We start from the raw sequence: 19,647 nt of genomic DNA on the forward strand, positions 1-19,647 counted from the left end.
TGAACTATACAGCAAGCGCTGATCAATCATTGGTGATCAGTTCCCCACCATTCATTGGGAGAAGAGTCGGAAGCCGCTGAATACGCAACTCAACAACAGTCGGCGCTACCAGTATCGGCGATCGCGACATGCAGCCGCGAGCCGTCCGGCAGCGAGGCATCGACGAAGGGCTGCCCGATGTCCACGCGCCGTCCCGTCGCCTGCAGCATCCTCTCCACCAGGTCCCGCACCGTCGCCTCGTCCAACCACAGCGCCGTCCGCTCCGCCACCCCACCCCGCGCCGTGTGCACGGCCCCGTCGCCGTTGACCCACACCTCCTCGATGCCGGGGTCGTCGAGCAGCGGCTGCAGAGCACCGAAGCCGCTCACCGCCGCCAGCACGTCCCGCACGCACGCCGCCTCGTCCTCGACCAGCACGCCGCCCCGCGCGAGCGCCCGATCATCGTGACGCCGCACCTCCGCCCGGGCGACCTCCCGCGCCCGCTCCGGGTCGGTCGCCGGATCCACCCCCTCGGACCGCAGCCGACGCCGCACAAGGTCGGCGATGATCGACGCGGGCTGCTCCATCCCTGCATCCTCGCAACGATCCGCTCCCGGCCCGCGGAGTTATCCACACCCCGTGCGCGGCCTCCGAACGGGAACGCTCTGGCACCGGGTAGCGTGCAGGCATGAAGCGGTTCACTGTCTCGTGCGGCCTCCTCGGGGTTCTCCTCCTGTCCGGCTGCACCAGTGGCGCCGATCTCCTGCAGTGCCAGAGCGTGGCCGCCGTCGACACGGAGCTCGAGGCCTTCTTCGCCCAGGACACGGTCGGCGGCACGCCGAGCCCGGAGCAGACCGAGCGCCTGAAGGAGCTCGCGGACGAGTACGCCGATCTCGACGTCGACGGCGAGGTGCAGGAGGCTGCGACCGCAGTGAGCGACGATCTGCGCGCGCTCCACGACTACCGCGTCGGCGTCCAGAACGGCGACGACGCGGACCCCGACCGCGAACAGGAACTCCGCCGGACCGCGATCGATACGTTCGTCGAGGGGCAGGCCGTCTGCATCCAAGGCTCCTCCTGACGCCTCCGTATCGACCCGCCCGCCCCGGTGTCAACCGGTACGTCCCCCGTCGTCGCGCTCCCTAGGCTGAGGAGCAGACCTGCGAGGAGACGACGTGCACCGCGCCACACCAGCCGCCCCCGAACCGACCCTGAGCGTGGTCATCCCGGTCAAGGACGACGCGACGGAACTGCAGCGGTGTCTCCGCGCCCTCGCCCGACAGACGCTTCCGCCGGACGAGATCATCGTCGTGGACAACGCCTCGACCGATGAGTCGGCCGCCGTGGCCGTCCGGCACGGTGCACGGGTCGTGCGGTGCGACACCCCGGGCATCCCCGCGGCGAGCGCGACCGGGTACGACGCGGCGACAGGCGACGTGATCCTGCGACTCGACGCGGACGGCGTGCCGGGGCCCCGATGGATCGAGACGATGGCGACCGCGTGCATGCGGGATCCGCGGGTCGGCGCCTGGACCGGGGGTGCGAATTTCGTCGACGGCCCCCGGTTCCTGCGGCGGCCCCTCGCGGTGGCCTACCTGCTGTCCTACGTCGTCGTATGCGGCTCCGCCCTGGGCCACGCGCCGCTGTTCGGGTCGAATCTCGCCCTCCGCCGCTCGGCCTGGCTTGCGGTCCGAGACCGCGTGCACCGCGACGACGCCGACCTCCACGACGACCTCGACCTCGCCTTCCACGTCGGCGAGCGCCACCGCATCCGCTGGCTCCTGCACACCGACATGGGCATCTCCATGCGCCCGTTCGGCAGCGGCCGCTCGTTCGCGCGCCGGGCCTGGATCGGCGCCCGCACCGTCCTCGTGCACTGGCCGGAGGACTTCCCGCCCGTGCGCTGGGTGCGGCTCGCCCTGCGCCGGGTACTGCACCGGCTCGGCGTCCCCGCGCCCGGAGCCCGCCGATGACCGCCCCGCTCCTCGGAACAGCGTCTGCCACCGAGCTGCACGTCATGACCCTCAACATCCGCCGCGATCTCGGCGCGCTCGCCTGGCCACCCGCCGACCGCTGGTCGGTTCGACGTCCCCGGCTCACCGCGCTCCTGCGCACGGAGCGGCCGGACGTCCTCGGTGTGCAGGAAGCCCTCCCCGAGCAGGCTGCCGCCGTCTCCGCCGCGCTCGGCCCGTCGTTCCGCCGTATCGGCCACGGCCGCCTCCCGGGACCCCGCGGCGAGGGCTGTCCGCTCTTCTACGACGCCGACCGGCTGGAGCTGCGCACCTGGCGACAGGTCGCGCTCTCCCGCACCCCCGATCGCCCCGGTTCGCGCTCCTGGTCGAGTGTCGTGCCGCGGGTGGCGGTGGAGGCGTCCTTCCGCGATCACCGCACGGGGGCCACGGTCACCGTGCTCAACACCCACCTCGACGCGTTCTCACCCTGGGCGCGGCTCCGCCAGGCGCAGGCAGTGCACGACGTCGCTGCCGCAGCGTTGACACCCGTCATCCTCCTCGGCGACTTCAACGCCGCCGCGGGCTCGGCACCGTGGCGTGCCCTGGAGACCGACGACGTCCTCCGCGATTCGTGGACGGCCGCCGTGACCCGCCGCACACCCGCCTGGAGCACGTTCGCCGGCTACCGGTCGCCGCGCCGCGGACGCCGCATCGACGGCGTCCTCGCCTCCCCCGCGCTACCCGTGCGCCGGGTGGGCATCGACGCCCGCCAGTATGGAGGGGGCTGGCCGTCCGATCATCTCCCCGTGCACGCCCTGTTCGATCTCGCCCCCGCCGTCGCACCCGAGGAGCCCGCATGAAGGAGGACTTCCTCCGCCCACCGCAGTCCGTGGCGGAGTACGGCGCCGACGCCGTCCGCGTGATCGGCATCCTCAGCGTCCTCGTCGCGGCGATCTGGTCCACCCCGACCGACGCCGGCATCCTCGCGCTCGCCCTCCCCGCCCTCATGCTCCCCCGTGTCCTCGGGATGCGCGGCGGCATCGACCTCGCGATCGGCCTGATCGTGCTCATCGCCGCCGCGAGCAACGTGTTCGACCTGTACCGCACGCTCACCGGGTGGGACCTCGTCGTGCACTTCGTCTGCACAGGCGCCCTCGCCGCCACCGGCTACCTCGTGCTCTCCCGCCTCGGCATCGTCACCGCGCAGGAGTCGCCGGCGTTCCGCCCCCGCATCCCGATCATCCTCTGCACCGTGATCGGGCTCGCTGCCAGCGCTGTGTGGGAGATGATCGAGTGGGCGGGACGCACCTTCGTCACCGACGAGATCTTCGTCACCTACGAGGACACGATCGGCGACATGGCGATGGGCGGCCTCGGTGCGCTCGCGGCGGGAGTCCTCGTCGCCGTCGTCCGGCTGGAGCGTCATCGCCCCGCGTGACGGCGCGGAACTGCGGGACGATCCCCAGGGTCGAACAGCGCGCGGGTCAGTAGACTGAAGCCACCGCGCGGGAGTGGTGGAATTGGCAGACACGCAGGATTTAGGTTCCTGTGCCCCAGGGCGTGTGGGTTCAAGTCCCACCTTCCGCACGACGGGTGCTTCGGCGCCCGCATCGCTTCACCGCCGACACCTCACGACCGACGGGAATCCCGCCAGTGCTCGAAAGCATGCTGCACGCCCCCACCGCGCTCATCCCGTGGCTCGATCCGCAGACGATCATCGGGGCGGCGGGTCCGTGGGCGCTCCTCGTGGTCTGCTTCATAATCTTCGCCGAGACCGGTCTGCTGGTCGGCTTCCTCCTGCCCGGTGACACGCTGCTCATCATCGCGGGCCTGCTGACCCACACGAGCAACGTCTTCGGCGTGAACATCTGGGTCGTCTCGCTGCTCATCGCGCTCTCGGCGTTCATCGGCGGCGAGGTCGGCTACGTCATCGGACACAAGGGCGGTCCCGCGGTGTTCGAACGCAAGGAATCCGGCCTGTTCAGCAAGAAGAACGTCGAGCGCACCAACGCGTTCTTCGAGCGCTTCGGCGGCCTCACCGTGATCCTGGCCCGCTTCGTGCCGATCGTGCGCACGTTCGCTCCGGTCGCGGCCGGGGTGGGCCACATGCCGTGGCGGCGCTACTCGCTCTACAACTTCATCGGAGCGATGATCTGGGGCGTCGGGCTCACGATGGTCGGGTACCTCATCGCCTACATCCCCTGGATCCGGCACCTCGTCGTCGAGTACATCGACATCATCCTGCTCATCGCCGTCGGCGGTACGGCGATCGTCACCCTGTGGCACTACCTCACCGAGCGTCACAAGGCGAAGAAGGCCGCGGCCGCGGGCGAAGACGTCGTGACCGACCATGCGGAGGCGGAGGAGCTCGTCCTCGACGCCGACGTGTTCGACCGGGCCCCCGACCTCGACGGCGACGGAAAGCACTGACCTCGTCGCGGATCAGCCCGCGTTCTTCGAGCGCTTCTCCTTGGAGCGGGCCACGCTCGCGCGCAGCGCCTCCATCAGGTCGATGACCTCGCCGCCGTCGGCCGCCTTCTCGGCGTCGCCACCGAACGTCTCGGCCACATCGAAGGTCTCGCCGGCCTCGATCTTCGCGTCGATGAGGGTGCGGAGCTCCTTCTGGTACTCGTCGACGAACTCCTCGGGATCGAAGTCGGCCGAGTAGCTGTCCACGAGGGAGGACGACAGCTCCAGCTCCTTCTTCGAGATCCGCACGTCCTCGTCGAGGGACGGGAACTCCGCCTCCCGGACCTCGTCCGACCACAGCAGCGTCTGGAGCACGAGCACCTTGCCCCGCACACGCAGCGCGGCGAGCCGGGTCTTCTGGCGCAGCGTGAACCGCACGATCGCGGTGCGATCGGTCTGCTCCAGGGTCTTGCGCAGCAGCACGTACGCCTTGGGCGACTTCGAGTCGGGCTCCAGGTAGTACGGCTTGTCGAGGGTGAGCGGATCGACCTGGTCGGAGGGCACGAACTCCACGACGTCGATCTCGCGGCTCTTCTCCGCCGGCAGCGCGGCGAGGTCGTCCTTGGTGAGCACGACCGTCTGGCCGTCGTCGACGTAGGCGCGGTCGATGTCGGAGTACGCGACCGTCTCGCCGCACACCTCGCACGTCCGCTGGTAGCGGATGCGGCCGCCGTCCTTGTCGTGCACCTGATGCAGCGGCACGTCGTGATCCTCGGTCGCGGAGTACACCTTGACCGGCACGTTCACCAGCCCGAACGTCAGGGCGCCCTTCCAGATCGTCCTCATCACACCAGTAGACACCAGCCCCACCCGTCACGACCACCCCTTGACTACGCTGGCTCCATGGTGGGAGAGGCGCAGGTCGTACAGGTCGACGGCCGACGACTGCGCGTGACCAACCTCGACAAGGTCGTCTATCCGGAGACGGGCACGACCAAGGGCGAGGTCATCGCCTACTACACCGCCATCGCGCCCCTGCTCCTGCCACTCCTCGACGGCCGCCCGGTCACCCGCAAGCGCTGGGTCGAGGGCGTCGGCACCGCCGCGGCTCCCGAAGACTCCTTCTTCACGAAGCAGCTCGAGCCCGGGGCTCCGGACTGGATCCCGCGGCAGGACATCCAGCACTCCGACGGCCCCAAGGCGTATCCGCTGGTGGAGGACGTGCCCACATTGGTCTGGCTCGCGCAGGTCGCGGCGATCGAGCTGCACGTGCCGCAGTGGCGGTTCACCCCGGAGGGTCTGCCCGGTCGCCCCGACCGTCTCGTGCTCGACCTGGACCCCGGACCCGGCGCCGACCTCGCGCAGTGCGCCGAGGTCGCCCGGATCGCCAGGACGCTCCTCACCGGCATGGGCCTCGACCCCCTGCCCGTGACGAGCGGCAGCAAGGGCATCCATCTCTACGCGTCCCTGCCCGGCGAGCAGACCAGCGCCGAGGTCTCCGCCGTCGTCAAAGAGCTGGCGCGCATCGTCGAGAACGACCACCCGGACCTCGCGACGAGCGTCATGTCCAAGGCCGTGCGCGGAGGCAAGGTGTTCCTCGACTGGAGCCAGAACAACGGCAAGAAGACGACGATCTCCCCGTACTCCCTGCGGGGGCGCGCCCGCCCCGGCGTCGCGGCGCCGCGCACGTGGGAGGAACTCGACGACCCGGGGCTCGCACACCTCGAGCTGGACGACGTGCTCGCACGCGCGGCTGCCGGATTCGACCCCCTCTCGTCGCTCCGCCCCGACGCTCCGGCACTGGCCGCGAACGCGCCCGCCTCGACCCCGGCTCACGCGATCCGGGCGGCGGCCCCCGCCCCCGCCCGCCGCGGACGGCCGCTCGCCGCACCCGCACCGTCCCCCGCCGGGACCACCCTCCCCTCCCTCGCCCCGATGCTCGCCGAGAACGGCACCCCCGCGATCGCTCGAAACCTCAGCACCCCGTCCTGGGTGGAGGTGAAGTGGGACGGCATCCGTGCGATCGGCACCTGGCGCGACGGGCACATGTCGCTGCACGCCCGTCGCGGCACCGACATCACCGCGCGCTATCCCGAGCTGACGGCCGACGGCGCCCCGTTCCTCCCGGTCGACGAGGCGATCGTCGACGGGGAGATCGTCGCCTTCGACAGCGCAGCCCGGCCGAGCTTCTCCCTGCTGCAGAACCGCATGCACCTCACCCGGCCCCGGGAGATCGAGCGCGAGGTGGTGCGCACACCGGTCGTGTACATGCTGTTCGACCTGCTCCGCCTCGACGGGCATGATCTCACCGGGATGCCGCTCCGCGAGCGCCGCACGCTCCTGGGCGACATCGTGGCGGGGGTCGACGCGCCCATCCAGGTCCCACCCGTCTTCGACGACGTGGACGCGGCGCTGGCCGCGAGCGAGGAGTTCGGTCTGGAAGGCGTCGTCGTGAAGGATCCGGCGTCACGGTATCGCGCCGGCCAGCGCTCGCCCTCCTGGCTCAAGCTCAAGAACACCCGCATGCAGGAGGCGGTGATCGTCGGCATCCGCCCGGGGAAGGGCGAGCGGGAGGGCACTCTCGGCTCTCTCCTCCTCGCGGTCCCGGAGGGCGGCGACCTCCGCTACATCGGCCGCGTGGGCACCGGATTCACCGACCGGATCCTCCGCGACCTTCTCGCCCGCCTGGAGCCGCTGCGGGTGCCGCGCGCACCGCTCGACGGCGTCCCCCGACCCGATGCCTCCGACGCCCTGTGGGTGCGTCCAGAACTCGTGGGCGAGGTGGAGTTCGCGAACTGGACGCCGGACGGCATCCTCCGTCACGCCCGCTGGCGTGGTCTGCGTCCCGATAAGACCGTCGACGAGATCACCGTCGAGGCGTGAGGCACACGCCGCTCAGGCGTGGTGCGGTTCGCAGTCGCTCTGCTCGGCCGGCTCGATCTGGAACGTGGAGTGCGCGACGTCGAAGTGGTCCGCGAGGCACGCCTGCATCTCCGAGAGCAGCGCCGCCGAGCGGCCGTTCGCCAGCAGATCCGGCCGCACGCTGACGTGGGCGGTGAAGACCGGAGCACCGCGGGTGAGCTGCCACACGTGCACGTCATGGACCCCGACGACGCCGTCGTAGCCGAGCAGGTGGGTGCGGATCTCGCCGACGGCCATGCCCTTCGGCGCCGACTCGGCGAGCACGGAGAACACCTCCTTGAGGAGGACGAACGCCCGCGGGATGATCATCGCCGCGATGAACAGCGAGGCGAGGGCGTCGGCCGGCATCCAGCCCGTCACGAGGATCACGCCCGCCGCGATGATGACCATGAACGAGCCGAGCAGGTCGCCCATCACTTCGAGGTAGGCGCCCCGCACGTTCAGGTTCGTGCGCTGGGCACGGCTGAGCAGCCACATCGACACCGCGTTCGCGAGCAGGCCGACGACCGCGACGACGAGCATGAGCCCACCGGCGACCTCGATCTCGGAGGGGTTCAGCAGCCGCTGCACCCCCTGCACGGCGACGACCGTGGCGAGGGCGATGAGGATGACCGCGTTGATGAGCGCGCCGAAGACCTCCGCGCGCTGATAACCGAACGTCCGCCGGTCGTCCGCAGGACGCGCCGCCACGGTCGCGGCGATGAGGGCGATCACGAGCGCCGAGGCGTCCGTGAACATGTGCGCGGCGTCCGCGAGCAGCGCCAGCGAGCCCGTGAGGAGGGCTCCGACGACCTGCACGATCATCACGGTGGCCGTGAGGGTCAGGGAGATCGCGAGCAGGCGACGGCTGCTCGCCGAACGGAGACCGCCGGGCGCGGGCGCGTGATCGTGCATGCCCCCAGGCTAGCCCGGGGGCGGGTGCCCCGAGGCCGTTTCCCCCTAGTCGGGAACAGTAACGATTCTCACCGTCAGCAGGGGTTCTTCTCTTCGACGCTCAGAGCGCGGCGAGCAGCGGCACGAGCGCCGTGAAGGCGCGGGCGCGATGCGACTGCGACTGCTTCTCCTCCGCCGTGAGCTCCCCCACGGTGCGCTCCGCACCGTCCGGCTGACCGTCCGGGATAAAGATCGGGTCGTAGCCGAAGCCGCCGCTCCCGGAGGCTTCGTGGGCGAGGCGTCCGGGCCAGATTCCCTCCACGACGTGCTCGCGACCGTCCGGGAGGACGAGCGCGATGGTCGACGTGAAGTGCGCGGCGCGGTGCGGGTCGGCGATGTCGCGCAGCTGGTCGAGCAGCAGCTCCAGGTTCGCCGTGGCGTCCTTCTTCTGCCCTGCCCAGTACGCCGAGAACACCCCGGGTGAACCGCCGAGCACGTCCACGCAGATGCCGGAGTCGTCGGCGAGCGCCGCGAGGCCGGTGTGCGCGGCAGCCGCACGCGCCTTGAGGAGCGCGTTCTCGGCGAACGTCACGCCGTCCTCGACCGGCTCGGGACCGTCGTAGCCGACGACCTCCAGGTCGGGCCGCGTCTGCTGCACGATCTGCTGGAACTCCGCCACCTTGTGCGGGTTGTGGGTCGCGAGGACGACGCGCATGCTCAGGCTCCCGCCAGGGCGGCGAGCTGCCGGTCCTTCAGCTCCGCGCAGCCGGCGACGCCGAGGTCGAGGAGCGCGTCGAGCTCGCGCTTGTCGAACGGCGCCCCCTCGGCCGTGCCCTGCACCTCGACGAACAGGCCGCGGCCGGTCACCACGACGTTCATGTCGGTCTCGGCCCGCACGTCCTCGACGTAGGCGAGGTCGAGCATCGGCTCCCCGTCGACGATGCCGACCGACACCGCGGAGACGGAGTCGAGCAGCGGCGTCGAGTTCTTGCCGATGAACTTCTTGTCCCGCCCCCACTCGATCGCGTCGGCCAGGGCGACGTAGGCGCCGGTGATCGCCGCTGTGCGGGTGCCACCGTCAGCCTGGAGGACGTCGCAGTCGATGACGATGGTGTTCTCGCCCAGCGCCTTGGTGTCGACGACGGCGCGGAGAGCGCGTCCGATGAGCCGGGAGATCTCGTGCGTCCGGCCGCCGATGCGCCCCTTCACGCTCTCCCGGTCGTTGCGGCTGTTCGTCGCGCGCGGGAGCATCGCGTACTCCGCCGTGACCCAGCCTTTGCCCTTGCCGGTGAGCCAGCGCGGCACACCGTTCGTGAACGAGGCGGTGCACAGCACCTTCGTCCCGCCGAAGCTGATGAGAGCCGAGCCCTCGGCCTGCGCGCTCCAGCCGCGCTCGATGGTGATCTCGCGGAGCTGCGAGGTGGAACGGCCGTCGGCGCGGACGATGTCGGTCATGTGCTTCTCTCGGTCGGGGATGGAGCGACGGGCTCAGCGCGCGTCGAGGGCGGAATCGGGAAGCGTGATGACGCCGGTCTGGACGAGCTGCACGTCGCGCACCTCGCGGCCCATGAGCCGGTTCGCGAGCGCCGTGAAGTCATCGGCGGAGTCGCCCGTGGCCTCGTAGACATAGGTCGCGGTGGCGTCGGGCGGCGCCAGCAGATCGCCGCGCACGAGCTGGCGGTACACGTCGCCCGCGGTCTCGTCGTCGCTGGAGACCAGAGTCACGCCCTCCCCCATGACGTAGCTGATGGCACCACGGAGGAACGGGTAGTGCGTGCAGCCGAGGACGAGCGTGTCCACGTCGGCCTCCCGCAGCGGCGCGAGGTACTCCTCGGCCACGGCGAGCACCTCGGGAGTTCCGGTCACCCCGGCCTCGACGAACTCGACGAACCGGGGGCAGGCCGCCGTGAACACCTGCAGGCGCTCGTTCACCTCGAGCATGTCCTGGTACGCCCGGGAGCCGATGGTGCCGACCGTACCGATCACACCGACCCGTCCGTTCCTCGTCGTGGACACCGCGCGTCGCACGGCCGGACCGATCACCTCGACGACGGGCACGTCGTAGCGCTCGCGCGCATCGCGCAGCATGGCCGCGGACGCCGTGTTGCAGGCGATCACGAGCATCTTCACGCCCTGGTCCACGAGCGTGTCGAGCACTTCGAGCGCGTAGCGGCGCACGTCGGCGATGGGCTTGGGGCCGTACGGCGAGTGGGCGGTGTCGCCGATGTAGACGAACGATTCGCGGGGCAGCTGGGCCCGGATGGCCCTGGCCACCGTGAGCCCGCCGACACCGGAGTCGAAGATCCCGATGGGCGCGTCGTTCATGACTCCCCAGCCTACCCGCGTGCGCGGCGCCTCGTGCATCCTGGCCTCACTAAGCTGAGCGCATGACCACGTCGACGGCGCTGCTCACCGACCGTTACGAGCTCACGATGCTCGCCGCCTCGCTCCGGGACGGCACCGCCTCCCGTCCGAGTGTCTTCGAGCTGTTCTCCCGTCGGCTGTCCGGCGGACGTCGCTTCGGCGTCGTGGCCGGCACCGGGCGATTGCTCGAGCTGCTGCGCGATTTCCGCTTCGGTGACGACGAGTTGCGCTTCCTCCGCGACGAGCGCGTCGTCGACGCCGAGACCCTCGCCTACCTCGAGCGCTACCGCTTCACCGGGACCATCCGCGGATACCGTGAGGGTGAGCTCTACTTCCCCGGGTCGCCCATCCTCACGGTGGAGGGCTCGTTCGCGGACGCGGTGGTCCTGGAGACCTTGGCGCTAAGTGTGCTCAACCACGACTCCGCCGTCGCCACGGCCGCCGCGCGCATGAGCATCGCCGCCGGAGAGCGGCCCCTCGCCGAGATGGGCTCCCGCCGCGCCGCGGAGCGCTCGGCGGTCGCTGCCGCGCGAGCCGCCTACATCGCCGGCTTCGGCGCCACGAGCAACCTCGAGGCCGGGCGCGCCTGGGGCATCCCGACCATGGGCACTGCCGCCCATTCCTGGACGCTGCTGCACGACAGCGAGGAGGACGCCTTCCGCGCGCAGGTCGAGAGCATGGGCGTGGACACCACGCTCCTCGTGGACACCTACGACATCCGCACCGGCGTCGAGACCGCGATCCGCGTGGCCGGGACCGGGCTGGGCGGTGTCCGCATCGACTCCGGCGACCTCCCGATCGTCGCCGCGGAGGTCCGCGCACAACTCGACGAGCTCGGCGCCACCGATACCCGCATCACGGTCACCAGCGACCTGGACGAATACGCGATCGCAGCCCTCGCCGCCTCCCCCGTGAACGCCTACGGGGTCGGCACCTCGGTCGTCACCGGCTCCGGGTATCCGACCGCGAGCATGGTCTACAAGCTCGTCGCCCGGCAGGACGCCGACGGGGCGTGGATCGGCGTCGCCAAGGCCTCGGCCGACAAGGCGTCTTTCGGCGGGCGCAAGGCGGCGTTCCGCACCCTCGACGACGGCGTCGCCGCAGCAGAGACGGTCGTCGTCTCCGACGGCTTCGAAGCGCTGGACACGCCTGCCGAGCACCCGGACGGACGCCCGCTCCAGGTCACCCTCGTCGAGGGCGGCGAGATCGACACCGCAGCTGAGGGCGCGACGGGGACGGCTGCCGCCCGCGCGCATCACCTGCGTGTGCGCGAAGAGCTGCCGGTGCGCGCGCTCGCACTCAGCAAGTCGGATCCGGCGATCCCGACGGTCTACGTCGAGGCGGACTGACGCGCGGTCGGCGGTCAGCCGACCATCGACTCGTAGATCTCCTTGCAGGTCGGGCAGATCGGGAACTTCTCCGGATCACGACCGGGCGTCCATTTCTTGCCGCAGAGCGCGCGGACGGGCTTGCCCGTGATCGCCGACTCGAGGATCTTGTCCTTCTTGACGTAGTGCGAGAAGCGCTCGTGGTCGCCCGGTTCGATGTTCTCCTCGCGGAGGAGCTCTTCCAGTTCGCGATCAAGCGTTGCCACGCCGCCCTGATCGGGGCTGTCCAGCGGAGTACTCATCCCGTGATTCTAGCCGCGTCCGAGCCTCGGCGGGGCGGGTCTCAGGCCGTCTCGACGAACTCCATCAGACGCTCGCCGCTGTGCTCGAAGATGCGTCCGCCGATCACGGCTCCTCCGATGAACGCGGCCGCCCCGGTGACGATGCCGACCCAGAACGCCGCAGGCGCGAATCCGGGATCGGCGACGATGCTCGCGCCGAACAGCCACATGGTCGGCACGCTCAGGAGGATCGCACCGAGGAATGCCGCCGCCGGGCCGTAGATCCCCCTGGAGGTCGGTCGCTGCGGCTGCTGGAACGGGCTGTCCCCGGGGCGGGAGACCGCGTACGGCGCCACCACCGACACCACGCTGGAGATCCCGAGGGCGCTGAACAGCAGGCTCGCTCCGACACCGACGAGCGGCAGGAGCAGGCTCCACCGACCGGCGAGGAGCAGCGAGAGCGGCACCGCGATCGCCAGCACGGGGACGGCGACGAGCAGCACGGGCACGAGGCGCCCGAGACGGTCGGGAAGACCGCGGACGCCGCTCGCGACGTGGGTCCACAGGGCCGTGGAATCGTAGGCGACGTCGTTGTGGGGCAGCCAGCCGAAGAACAGTGCCATGACGGGCACGGGGACGAGCGCGGCGATCTCGACCGGCACGCCCGCGACGATCAGTGGGAACACGGTCAGCACGCCCGCCACGGGCACCACGATGATGTTCATGATGTACCGACGGTCGCGGAGCCAGTACACGAGGCTTCGCGAGGCGATGGCGCCGAAGGCGTTCGAGGGCAGCAGGGCGAACCAGCCGAGTCCGGTGCGCTCGCGTGCCGCCACCGGACGCTCCGTCGTCGTCAGCAGGCGGCGCACGAACCAGGTCCAGGCGAGCCACAGCAACGCCAGGGTGGCCACGGCGATCAGTCCGCTGACCCAGGCCACAGCCGTCTCACCGGCGGCCGCCGCGAACATCGCCGCCGGCGACGCGGCGAGCGGGGTGAAACCGATCACCGAGGTCAGGGTCGCCAACGATGCCGGAACCTCGCCATCCCAGCGGAGCGAGCCGAGGAACACCGCGACAGGGAAGGCGATGACGATCAAGGCGAGGGCGAACAGCGCGGTCAGCTCGCGGGATCGACGCTCCGGCAGCAGCAGCGCGTTGAGCGCCATCCCGACCCGGGAGAGGAGGATCGTCGACAGCAGCCCCGTCAGCGCCAGGAGGACGGCCGGCACCCACGGCGCACCGGCGCGGACGGCGACGATCGTCACGCTGACGTAGACCGCGAGGAGCGCGAGACTCGGCACGCTGACCAGTGAGGCGATCGCAAGGACTCCGGGCATCTTCCGCTCGTCGACGCCGAACACCGCGAAACGCCGGGGATCGAGCTGATCGACGGCCCCCACGAGCAGGGGTCCCACGAGGAAGCCGAGCAGGACGGCCGCACCGCCGAGCACTGTCACCGCCTGGGAGACCGGAACGGGCGCGTCGCCGAGACTGAACACCGCCACGCAGACGACCACCGTGACCGCGATCACCGCGCCGAAGGAGAGCAGGGTGCGCACCCGGTGTTCCCCGCGCAGGGCGCCCAGGAGGAGCGCGAACCTCAGTCGGAGAACGTGTGCAGCCACTCGAGCCCCTCCACCTCGCCGCTTGAGCCCGCGAGCTCCACGAATCGGGACTCGAGCGTCTGGCCCGCGCGTACCTCGTCGATCGTGCCCTCGGCGAGCACCTCGCCGTTGACGATGATGGCCACCCGGGAGCACACGCGCTCGACGAGGTCCATTCCGTGGCTCGACAGGATCACGGTGCCCCCGTGCGAGACGTAGGCGCGCAGGATGTCGAGGATCACGGCGGAAGAGACCGGGTCGACGGACTCGAACGGCTCGTCGAGCACCAGGACGCGCGGCGAGTGGATCATCGCGCCCGCGAGCATGATCTTCTTGGTCATACCCGCCGAATAGTCGGACACCACCCGGTTCAGGGCGTCGCCGAGATCGAAGGCCCGGGCGAGGTCGCCGGTGCGCTTCTCGATGACGTCGGCGGCGAGGCCGCGGAGCAGCCCGTAGTAATACAGCAGCTGCCGGCCGGTGAGGCGGTCGAACGTGCGCAGGCGGTCCGGCAGGACGCCCATCACGCGCTTCGCCGCGAGCGGCTCGCTCGCCTGGTCGATGCCGCAGATGAGGACACTGCCCTCGTCCGCACGCAGGAGGCCGGCGACGATCGACAGGGTCGTCGTCTTGCCGGCACCGTTGGGGCCGACGATGCCATAGAACGAGGCGGCGGGCACGGTGAGATCGATGCCGTCGACAGCGCGGTTCTCGCCGAACTGCTTCACGAGACCGCGGATCCGGATGGCCTCGGTGGCGGGCTCCGCCGCCTCCTCCTCGTCGACCTCGGCCGGCGGCTCCTCGGCGATCACGGCTTCGACCACTTCGACGACCTCGACGTCCGCGACGCGGCTTTCCTCGAGCGCGGGCTCCTTCGTCACCGGCAGAGCGGTGTCCGACACCTCGACCGCGGGCTCCGCGGCGGACTCCTCGATGGCGGCCGCGTCCTCGACGCGCGTCGCCGACTCGGAGGCGCCGTCGTCCGACGCCACCACCGCGGCGGACTCCTCGGGCTGCGTCTCCGCAGCGGCCAGTGCTTCCGAGGCCTGTGCGTCCGCAGCCGCGGCTTCCGCCGCCTGCGCCTCCGCGGCCTCGGCTTCCGCGGCCTTCGCGGCAGCCGCCTTGGCCGCAGCCGCCTTCGCCGCAGCGGTCTTGGCGGCGGTGGTCTTGGCCGTCGTCCTGGCCGCCGATGCCTTCGCGGCGGCCGTCTTCGCCGCGGCGGCCTTGGCCGCAGCCGTCTTGGCAGCCGTCGTCTTGGCGGCAGCAGTGCTCGGCTTTGTGGTCGTCGCGGACGGGCGCTTCGGGCTCGTGGTCCGCGCGGCGGTGTTCTTCACCGCGGCCGCTCGGGCGGCCGACGCGGTGCGAGCGGCCGCGGGATCCACACTCGCTGCGGGCGTGGGCTCGACCACGACCTCGGAGGTGGGGGCCGCCTTCTCGGCTGCGGCCTTGGTCGGTGCGGGCCGCGCAGCGGTCGGCTTCTTCACCGCGGGAGTCTTCGCCGCGGGCCTCTTCGCCGCGGGAGTCTTCGCCGTGGCCGCCTTCGTCGCCGTCGAGGACTTCGCTGCGGTGGACTTCGCCGGAGCGGCCTTCGCGTCCGCGGCCTTCGCCGCCGCGGTCTTCTGGCTCGTGGACTTCGTGCCGGCAGTCTTCGCCGACGTGGACTTCGCAGTGGTGGTCTTCGAGGCTGCGGTCTTCGCCGCCGCCGACTTCGGCGCGGAGGACTTCGCTCCGGTCGCTTTCTTCGCGCCGGCGGAGGACGAGGCAGTTTTCTTGGCGGCCGGTTTCCGAGCGGGCGCGGAGGCTTCTGTCGGAGTCTCGGCTCCCTCTGCCTGGGGGGTGGGGTCATCAGGGGAGGAAGTCACCGTCCTACGGTATCAACGGGTGGCTGAGAGCCAAGGCCCCACGCGACATTCCGACATCAGAACCCCTTCTCCGCGGAATTTGCAAGGGGGTTGTCGTGCCTGTGCGTTGCGTGTGTACTCGGTCACGAAATGGCAACGGGGCCTGCCTGGCCCCGGGGTTCCCAGGGGGAATCGCTAGCATGATTCCCGGCACGACGAAGTGTCTGGTCGGTGAACCGACCGTGAACACAACTTCCTTAGGAGTATTCGTGACTCTTCAGACCGTCATCCTCGCAGCCGGAATGGGCTCCCGCCTCGGCCGTGCGCTGCCCAAGCCGCTCACCGAGCTCAACGACGGCCGCACGATCATGGGCCAGCAGCACGACAACATCCGGGCCGCTTTCGGATCCGACGCGCGCATCACGACGGTCGTGGGCTACCGCGCGGAGACCATCATCGAGGCCTTCCCCTCCGTGAACTACGTCCACAACGACCGCTACGACGAGACCAACACCTCGAAGAGCCTGCTGCGCGCCCTGAGCGCCACCGGCAAGAGCGGCGTGCTGTGGATGAACGGCGACGTCGTCTTCGACCCGATGATCCTCGGTCGCGCCGCCGCGTACATCGAGCGTGACCAGTCGTTCGTCACCGTCAACACCGCCAAGGTCAGCGATGAAGAGGTGAAGTACACCGTCACCGCGGAAGGCTTCATCAAGGAGCTGTCGAAGTCCGTCAAGGGCGGTCTCGGCGAGGCCGTCGGCATCAACTACATCTCCTCCGGCTTCAAGAAGGCGTTCATGCGCCAGCTGCAGCGGGTTGAGGATCAGGACTACTTCGAGCGGGGTCTCGAGCTGGCGATCGCCGAGGACGGCCTGCTGCTCGAGCCGATGGATGTCTCCGACCTGTACGCGGTCGAAGTCGACTTCGCGGAAGACCTGGAGCGCGCGAACCTCTTCGTGTGACGATCCCCTCCGAGAGCCCCGTTCCGCCACGGACCGGGGCTCTCGGTGTTTTCGCGGTCGCGCTTCATAGGATCGGCACATGGCCCCCAAGGTGCACAAGATCCACTCCCTGCCGGACGACGCCCCGTGGGACAAGGGCGTGCCGCCGGTCGGCTCCCCCGAACACCCGATGATGGTCCGCGGGCTCGATCGGGTGCTGTCGATCCAGCGCCCGCTGGTGCTCGCCCACATCCGCAGCATCCGGCTCCGCAACCCGCACGCGACCCCCGACGAGATCATCCGGATCCTGGAGCGCCGCTATCTCGCAGCCGTCACGACGGGCGGGGCCGCGGTGGGGGCGACCGCGGTGGTCCCCGGTATCGGCACAGGCATCACGCTCGCCCTCTCCGGGGTCGAGACGGTGGGATTCGTGGAATCCACGGCCCTCTTCGCGCAGTCGGTCGCCGAGGTGCACGGCATCGCGGTGGGAAACCCCGACCGCGCTCGCGCACTGGTCATGACCCTCATGCTCGGCAAGGAGGGCGTCGACCTCGTCGGGCAGCTCGCGCGGCAGGTCACCGGTCGCGGCAGCAGCCGGTCCGCGTACTGGGGCGAGCTGGTGACGAAGTCGCTGCCGCGCGCCGCCGTGGGGCCGCTCGTGGACCAGCTCAAGGGGATGTTCGTGAAGCAGTTCGCGGCCAAGGGCGGGGCTTCCTTCATCGGCAAGGCGATGCCGTTCGGGATCGGCGCGGCGATCGGCGGCGCGGGCAACCACATCCTCGGACGCCGCGTGCTCACCACTTCCCACCGGGCCTTCGGAGCCGCACCGCTCACCCTCCCCGCGGAGCTGGAACCCGTGCCGGGCGCCGAGAAGGTGGAGCTGCGGATGCTGCGCGGAGCGCGCTACGCCGGCAACGCGGTCGCGGGAGCCGCGGGCACCGTGGCACGCGGCGCAGGCTGGGTCGGGCACCGCGTCGGCGAGATCGCCGGTCGCCGACGCGAGCACCCTGCGGAGGAACTCGACGCCGGTCCCGCCGATGGCGATCATGGGTTGCCGCCGCGACCGGGTTCGGACACGACCGCGGGGTGAGCGAGCGCGCACCTCGCCAAAGGATCCGCCGCCCCGTTGTGCCGATCATCCAACGGACGGCGCGAAGCCGACGCTAGGGTGGAATCCGTGACGGACAAGCCCGACCCCTTTACCACCGCCGGAAAGATCGCGGACCTGCGCGCTCGCTACACCGAGGCCGTCGTCGACGCCGAGGCGAAGGCGAAGGAGAAGCAGCACGCCAAGGGCAAGATGACCGCCCGCGAGCGCATCGAGCTCCTCGTCGACCCCGGCAGCTTCGTCGAGTTCGACGAGTACGTGCGCCACCGCACCACCGCGTTCGGCATGGACCGCTCGCGTCCGTACGGCGACTCCGTGGTGACCGGCGTCGGCACCATCCACGGCCGCACCGTCGCCGTGTACTCGCAGGACTTCTCCACCTTCGGCGGGTCGCTGGGCGAGGTCGCCGGCGAGAAGATCGTGAAGATCATGGAGTTCGCCCTGGCCGGCGGGATGCCGTGCATCGGCATCCTCGACTCCGGCGGCGCCCGCATCCAGGAGGGTGTCGTCGCGCTCGGCAAGTACGGCGAGATCTTCCGCCTGAACACCCGTGCCTCCGGCGTGATCCCGCAGATCTCGATCATCATGGGCCCGGCGGCCGGTGGCGCGGTGTACTCCCCCGCCCTCACCGACTTCGTCATCATGGTCGACAAGACCAGCCAGATGTTCGTCACCGGACCCGACGTGATCAAGACCGTCACCGGCGAGGACGTCGGCATGGAGGAGCTCGGCGGCGCCTACACGCACAACACCCGCTCCGGCGTCGCGCACTACCTCGCCGAGGACGAGGACGACGCGATCGACTACGCGCGCACGCTCCTCGGCTTCCTGCCCGACAACAACATGGCGGAGCTGCCCTCCTACGAGAGCGCGTTCGAGTTCGAGACCACGGACGCGGACCGCACGCTCAACACGCTCATCCCGGACTCCCCGAACCAGCCGTACGACATCCACACCGTGATCGAGCATGTCGTGGACGACGGCGACTTCCTCGAGGTGCAGCCGCTGTTCGCGCCGAACATCGTCATCGGCTTCGGACGCATCGAGGGCCGCTCGGTCGGCATCATCGCCAACCAGCCCTCGCAGATGGCGGGCACGCTCAACATCGAGGCGGGCGAGAAGGCGAGTCGGTTCGTGCGCTTCTGCGACGCGTTCTCGCTGCCGATCGTGACCCTCGTCGACGTCCCCGGCTACCTGCCGGGAACCGACCAGGAGTGGACCGGCGTCATCCGCCGCGGTGCCAAGCTCCTGTACGCCTATGCCGAGGCCACCGTGCCGCTCGTGACGGTGATCCTGCGCAAGGCCTACGGCGGCGCGTACATCGTCATGGGCTCGAAGCAGCTCGGCGCCGACGTGAACCTCGCCTGGCCCACCGCGGAGATCGCCGTGATGGGCGGCCAGGGCGCCGTCAACATCCTCTACCGCGGGGAGATCCGCAAGGCGGAGGAAGCGGGCGAAGACGTGGCGGCGGTCCGCACGCGCCTCGCGAACGAGTACACCTACAACGTGGCCTCGCCCTTCCTCGCGGCCGAGCGCGGCGAGCTCGACGGGATCATCGAGCCGGCGAACACGCGGGTGGCCATCGCGAAGGCCCTGCGGGCGTTGCGGGGCAAGCGTGCCGAACTGCCCCCGAAGAAGCACGGGAACATCCCGCTGTGAGCGGCCAGGAACCCGCCGTCGACGGGGCGGCGCCCGCGCCCGTGATGCTGGAGGTCACCCGCGGCACCGCGACCGAGGAGGAGCTCGCTGCCCTCATCGCGGTTCTGGGGGACGCCTATGCGAACGAGCAGGCGGAGGCGACGGTCGAGGAGCCGCGGGTCTCCGCGTGGACCCGCACGCAGCGTCCGCTGCGTCGGCCGCTGCGCCGGGACATCCCCTGGGGACGTTTCGCCGGCTGAGGCCGGTGGCGGACTTTGTCCCCCAAAATACCTACAGACAACCGTTGCACGGGACCGCAGACTAGAGGAGACGCTTCGCGTTCGGCTGGTCTCTCTGTCCCAGGGTAGACAGACGCTGATCGGCCACCAGCGGACGGTTTTCGG

At 70.4% G+C, this 19,647-nt stretch carries 20 protein-coding genes and 1 tRNA gene; 12 read left to right on the forward strand and 9 right to left on the reverse strand.

What is annotated here, in order from left to right; genetic code table 11:
- Positions 1-89: 89 nt before the first annotated feature.
- On the reverse strand, positions 90-566 hold the full coding sequence (locus tag KZC57_RS04720; RefSeq protein WP_247641160.1) for a hypothetical protein: 477 nt from the start codon (positions 564-566) through the stop codon (positions 90-92).
- A gap of 101 nt (positions 567-667) precedes the next feature.
- On the opposite strand from KZC57_RS04720, the gene KZC57_RS04725 reads away from it, so the two are divergent.
- The 6 genes from KZC57_RS04725 to KZC57_RS04750 all read left to right on the forward strand — a co-directional run bounded on the left by KZC57_RS04725 (position 668) and on the right by KZC57_RS04750 (position 4,361).
- Positions 668-1,060: a hypothetical protein gene (locus KZC57_RS04725; RefSeq protein WP_060923084.1), complete on the forward strand. Its 393-nt coding sequence runs from the start codon at positions 668-670 to the stop codon at positions 1,058-1,060.
- Between the two features lie 94 nt (positions 1,061-1,154).
- The gene (locus KZC57_RS04730) at positions 1,155-1,952 is read left to right on the forward strand and encodes a glycosyltransferase family 2 protein (protein WP_247641161.1); all 798 of its coding nucleotides are present in this window, start codon (positions 1,155-1,157) and stop codon (positions 1,950-1,952) included.
- Positions 1,949-2,791 (forward strand): endonuclease/exonuclease/phosphatase family protein, encoded by an 843-nt coding sequence (locus tag KZC57_RS04735; RefSeq protein ID WP_060923082.1) that lies wholly within the window; start codon positions 1,949-1,951, stop codon positions 2,789-2,791. The genes KZC57_RS04730 and KZC57_RS04735 overlap by 4 nt, the downstream gene beginning before the upstream one ends.
- Positions 2,788-3,369 carry a hypothetical protein gene (locus KZC57_RS04740; RefSeq protein ID WP_247641162.1) on the forward strand — a complete coding sequence of 194 codons (582 nt, stop codon included), beginning with the start codon at positions 2,788-2,790 and terminating at the stop codon, positions 3,367-3,369. The genes KZC57_RS04735 and KZC57_RS04740 overlap by 4 nt, the downstream gene beginning before the upstream one ends.
- 67 nt (positions 3,370-3,436) lie before the next feature.
- Positions 3,437-3,518, forward strand: a tRNA-Leu gene (locus KZC57_RS04745).
- Between the two features lie 78 nt (positions 3,519-3,596).
- A complete protein-coding gene (locus tag KZC57_RS04750; protein ID WP_247641608.1) occupies positions 3,597-4,361 on the forward strand; it encodes a DedA family protein in 765 nt (254 codons plus the stop codon).
- Positions 4,362-4,373: 12 nt separating this feature from the next.
- On the opposite strand, the gene KZC57_RS04755 is transcribed toward KZC57_RS04750, so the two are convergent.
- Positions 4,374-5,186 (reverse strand): Ku protein, encoded by an 813-nt coding sequence (locus tag KZC57_RS04755; protein WP_060923079.1) that lies wholly within the window; start codon positions 5,184-5,186, stop codon positions 4,374-4,376.
- A 57-nt stretch (positions 5,187-5,243) separates the two neighbouring features.
- Between KZC57_RS04755 and ligD the strand changes: the two genes are divergently transcribed.
- Positions 5,244-7,223 (forward strand): non-homologous end-joining DNA ligase, encoded by a 1,980-nt coding sequence (ligD, locus tag KZC57_RS04760; RefSeq protein WP_247641163.1) that lies wholly within the window; start codon positions 5,244-5,246, stop codon positions 7,221-7,223.
- A 12-nt stretch (positions 7,224-7,235) separates the two neighbouring features.
- On the opposite strand, the gene KZC57_RS04765 is transcribed toward ligD, so the two are convergent.
- The 4 genes from KZC57_RS04765 to murI form a co-directional block, all read right to left on the reverse strand.
- Complete coding sequence (locus KZC57_RS04765) at positions 7,236-8,156, reverse strand: cation diffusion facilitator family transporter (RefSeq protein WP_247641164.1); 921 nt, start codon at positions 8,154-8,156, stop codon at positions 7,236-7,238.
- Positions 8,157-8,256: 100 nt separating this feature from the next.
- Positions 8,257-8,850: an RdgB/HAM1 family non-canonical purine NTP pyrophosphatase gene (gene rdgB / locus KZC57_RS04770; protein ID WP_247641165.1), complete on the reverse strand. Its 594-nt coding sequence runs from the start codon at positions 8,848-8,850 to the stop codon at positions 8,257-8,259.
- Positions 8,851-8,852: 2 nt separating this feature from the next.
- Complete coding sequence (gene rph, locus KZC57_RS04775; RefSeq protein ID WP_025105317.1) at positions 8,853-9,590, reverse strand: ribonuclease PH; 738 nt, start codon at positions 9,588-9,590, stop codon at positions 8,853-8,855.
- 33 nt (positions 9,591-9,623) lie between these two features.
- Entirely contained in the window at positions 9,624-10,460 is an 837-nt protein-coding gene (gene murI, locus KZC57_RS04780) for a glutamate racemase (protein WP_060923537.1), read from the reverse strand.
- A 62-nt stretch (positions 10,461-10,522) separates the two neighbouring features.
- Here murI and KZC57_RS04785 point away from each other — a divergent pair, with 62 nt between their 5' ends.
- Positions 10,523-11,848, forward strand: a complete 1,326-nt coding sequence (locus tag KZC57_RS04785; RefSeq protein WP_247641166.1) for a nicotinate phosphoribosyltransferase — start codon at positions 10,523-10,525, stop codon at positions 11,846-11,848.
- Between the two features lie 14 nt (positions 11,849-11,862).
- Here the strand turns inward: KZC57_RS04785 and KZC57_RS04790 are convergent, their stop codons facing one another.
- Genes KZC57_RS04790 through KZC57_RS16505 form a run of 3 tightly spaced genes read right to left on the reverse strand, consistent with a single transcriptional unit; the run spans position 11,863 to position 15,577 of the window.
- Positions 11,863-12,129, reverse strand: a complete 267-nt coding sequence (locus KZC57_RS04790; RefSeq protein WP_060923586.1) for a DUF3039 domain-containing protein — start codon at positions 12,127-12,129, stop codon at positions 11,863-11,865.
- A gap of 41 nt (positions 12,130-12,170) precedes the next feature.
- Positions 12,171-13,736: a hypothetical protein gene (locus tag KZC57_RS04795; RefSeq protein ID WP_105950164.1), complete on the reverse strand. Its 1,566-nt coding sequence runs from the start codon at positions 13,734-13,736 to the stop codon at positions 12,171-12,173.
- Positions 13,712-15,577 (reverse strand): ABC transporter ATP-binding protein, encoded by a 1,866-nt coding sequence (locus KZC57_RS16505; protein WP_247641167.1) that lies wholly within the window; start codon positions 15,575-15,577, stop codon positions 13,712-13,714. Before KZC57_RS16505 ends, KZC57_RS04795 begins: the two co-directional genes overlap by 25 nt.
- Positions 15,578-15,825: 248 nt before the next feature.
- On the opposite strand from KZC57_RS16505, the gene KZC57_RS04805 reads away from it, so the two are divergent.
- The 4 genes from KZC57_RS04805 (at position 15,826) to KZC57_RS04820 (ending at position 19,503) form a co-directional block, all read left to right on the forward strand.
- Positions 15,826-16,518: an NTP transferase domain-containing protein gene (locus KZC57_RS04805; protein WP_060923420.1), complete on the forward strand. Its 693-nt coding sequence runs from the start codon at positions 15,826-15,828 to the stop codon at positions 16,516-16,518.
- Positions 16,519-16,597: 79 nt separating this feature from the next.
- Complete coding sequence (locus tag KZC57_RS04810) at positions 16,598-17,587, forward strand: hypothetical protein (protein WP_060923419.1); 990 nt, start codon at positions 16,598-16,600, stop codon at positions 17,585-17,587.
- Between the two features lie 87 nt (positions 17,588-17,674).
- The gene (locus KZC57_RS04815; protein WP_370670667.1) at positions 17,675-19,264 is read left to right on the forward strand and encodes an acyl-CoA carboxylase subunit beta; all 1,590 of its coding nucleotides are present in this window, start codon (positions 17,675-17,677) and stop codon (positions 19,262-19,264) included.
- Positions 19,261-19,503, forward strand: coding sequence for an acyl-CoA carboxylase subunit epsilon (locus KZC57_RS04820; RefSeq protein WP_306304915.1), 243 nt, complete (start codon positions 19,261-19,263; stop codon positions 19,501-19,503). The genes KZC57_RS04815 and KZC57_RS04820 overlap by 4 nt, the downstream gene beginning before the upstream one ends.
- The last annotated feature ends 144 nt before the right edge of the window (positions 19,504-19,647 follow it).

The organism is Microbacterium sp. KSW4-4 (assembly GCF_023091185.1).
Lineage (GTDB): Bacteria > Actinomycetota > Actinomycetes > Actinomycetales > Microbacteriaceae > Microbacterium > Microbacterium paraoxydans.

What these genes read in the sequence shown, in the direction of transcription:
- KZC57_RS04720 (WP_247641160.1), bottom strand. Translation starts at nt 566, where the DNA reads ATGGAGCAGCCCGCGTCGATCATCGCCGACCTTGTGCGGCGTCGGCTG.
- KZC57_RS04725 (WP_060923084.1), top strand. Translation starts at nt 668, where the DNA reads ATGAAGCGGTTCACTGTCTCGTGCGGCCTCCTCGGGGTTCTCCTCCTG.
- KZC57_RS04735 (WP_060923082.1), top strand. Translation starts at nt 1,949, where the DNA reads ATGACCGCCCCGCTCCTCGGAACAGCGTCTGCCACCGAGCTGCACGTC.
- KZC57_RS04740 (WP_247641162.1), top strand. Translation starts at nt 2,788, where the DNA reads ATGAAGGAGGACTTCCTCCGCCCACCGCAGTCCGTGGCGGAGTACGGC.
- KZC57_RS04750 (WP_247641608.1), top strand. Translation starts at nt 3,597, where the DNA reads ATGCTGCACGCCCCCACCGCGCTCATCCCGTGGCTCGATCCGCAGACG.
- KZC57_RS04755 (WP_060923079.1), bottom strand. Translation starts at nt 5,186, where the DNA reads ATGAGGACGATCTGGAAGGGCGCCCTGACGTTCGGGCTGGTGAACGTG.
- ligD (WP_247641163.1), top strand. Translation starts at nt 5,244, where the DNA reads ATGGTGGGAGAGGCGCAGGTCGTACAGGTCGACGGCCGACGACTGCGC.
- KZC57_RS04765 (WP_247641164.1), bottom strand. Translation starts at nt 8,156, where the DNA reads ATGCACGATCACGCGCCCGCGCCCGGCGGTCTCCGTTCGGCGAGCAGC.
- rdgB (WP_247641165.1), bottom strand. Translation starts at nt 8,850, where the DNA reads ATGCGCGTCGTCCTCGCGACCCACAACCCGCACAAGGTGGCGGAGTTC.
- rph (WP_025105317.1), bottom strand. Translation starts at nt 9,590, where the DNA reads ATGACCGACATCGTCCGCGCCGACGGCCGTTCCACCTCGCAGCTCCGC.
- murI (WP_060923537.1), bottom strand. Translation starts at nt 10,460, where the DNA reads ATGAACGACGCGCCCATCGGGATCTTCGACTCCGGTGTCGGCGGGCTC.
- KZC57_RS04785 (WP_247641166.1), top strand. Translation starts at nt 10,523, where the DNA reads ATGACCACGTCGACGGCGCTGCTCACCGACCGTTACGAGCTCACGATG.
- KZC57_RS04790 (WP_060923586.1), bottom strand. Translation starts at nt 12,129, where the DNA reads ATGAGTACTCCGCTGGACAGCCCCGATCAGGGCGGCGTGGCAACGCTT.
- KZC57_RS04810 (WP_060923419.1), top strand. Translation starts at nt 16,598, where the DNA reads ATGGCCCCCAAGGTGCACAAGATCCACTCCCTGCCGGACGACGCCCCG.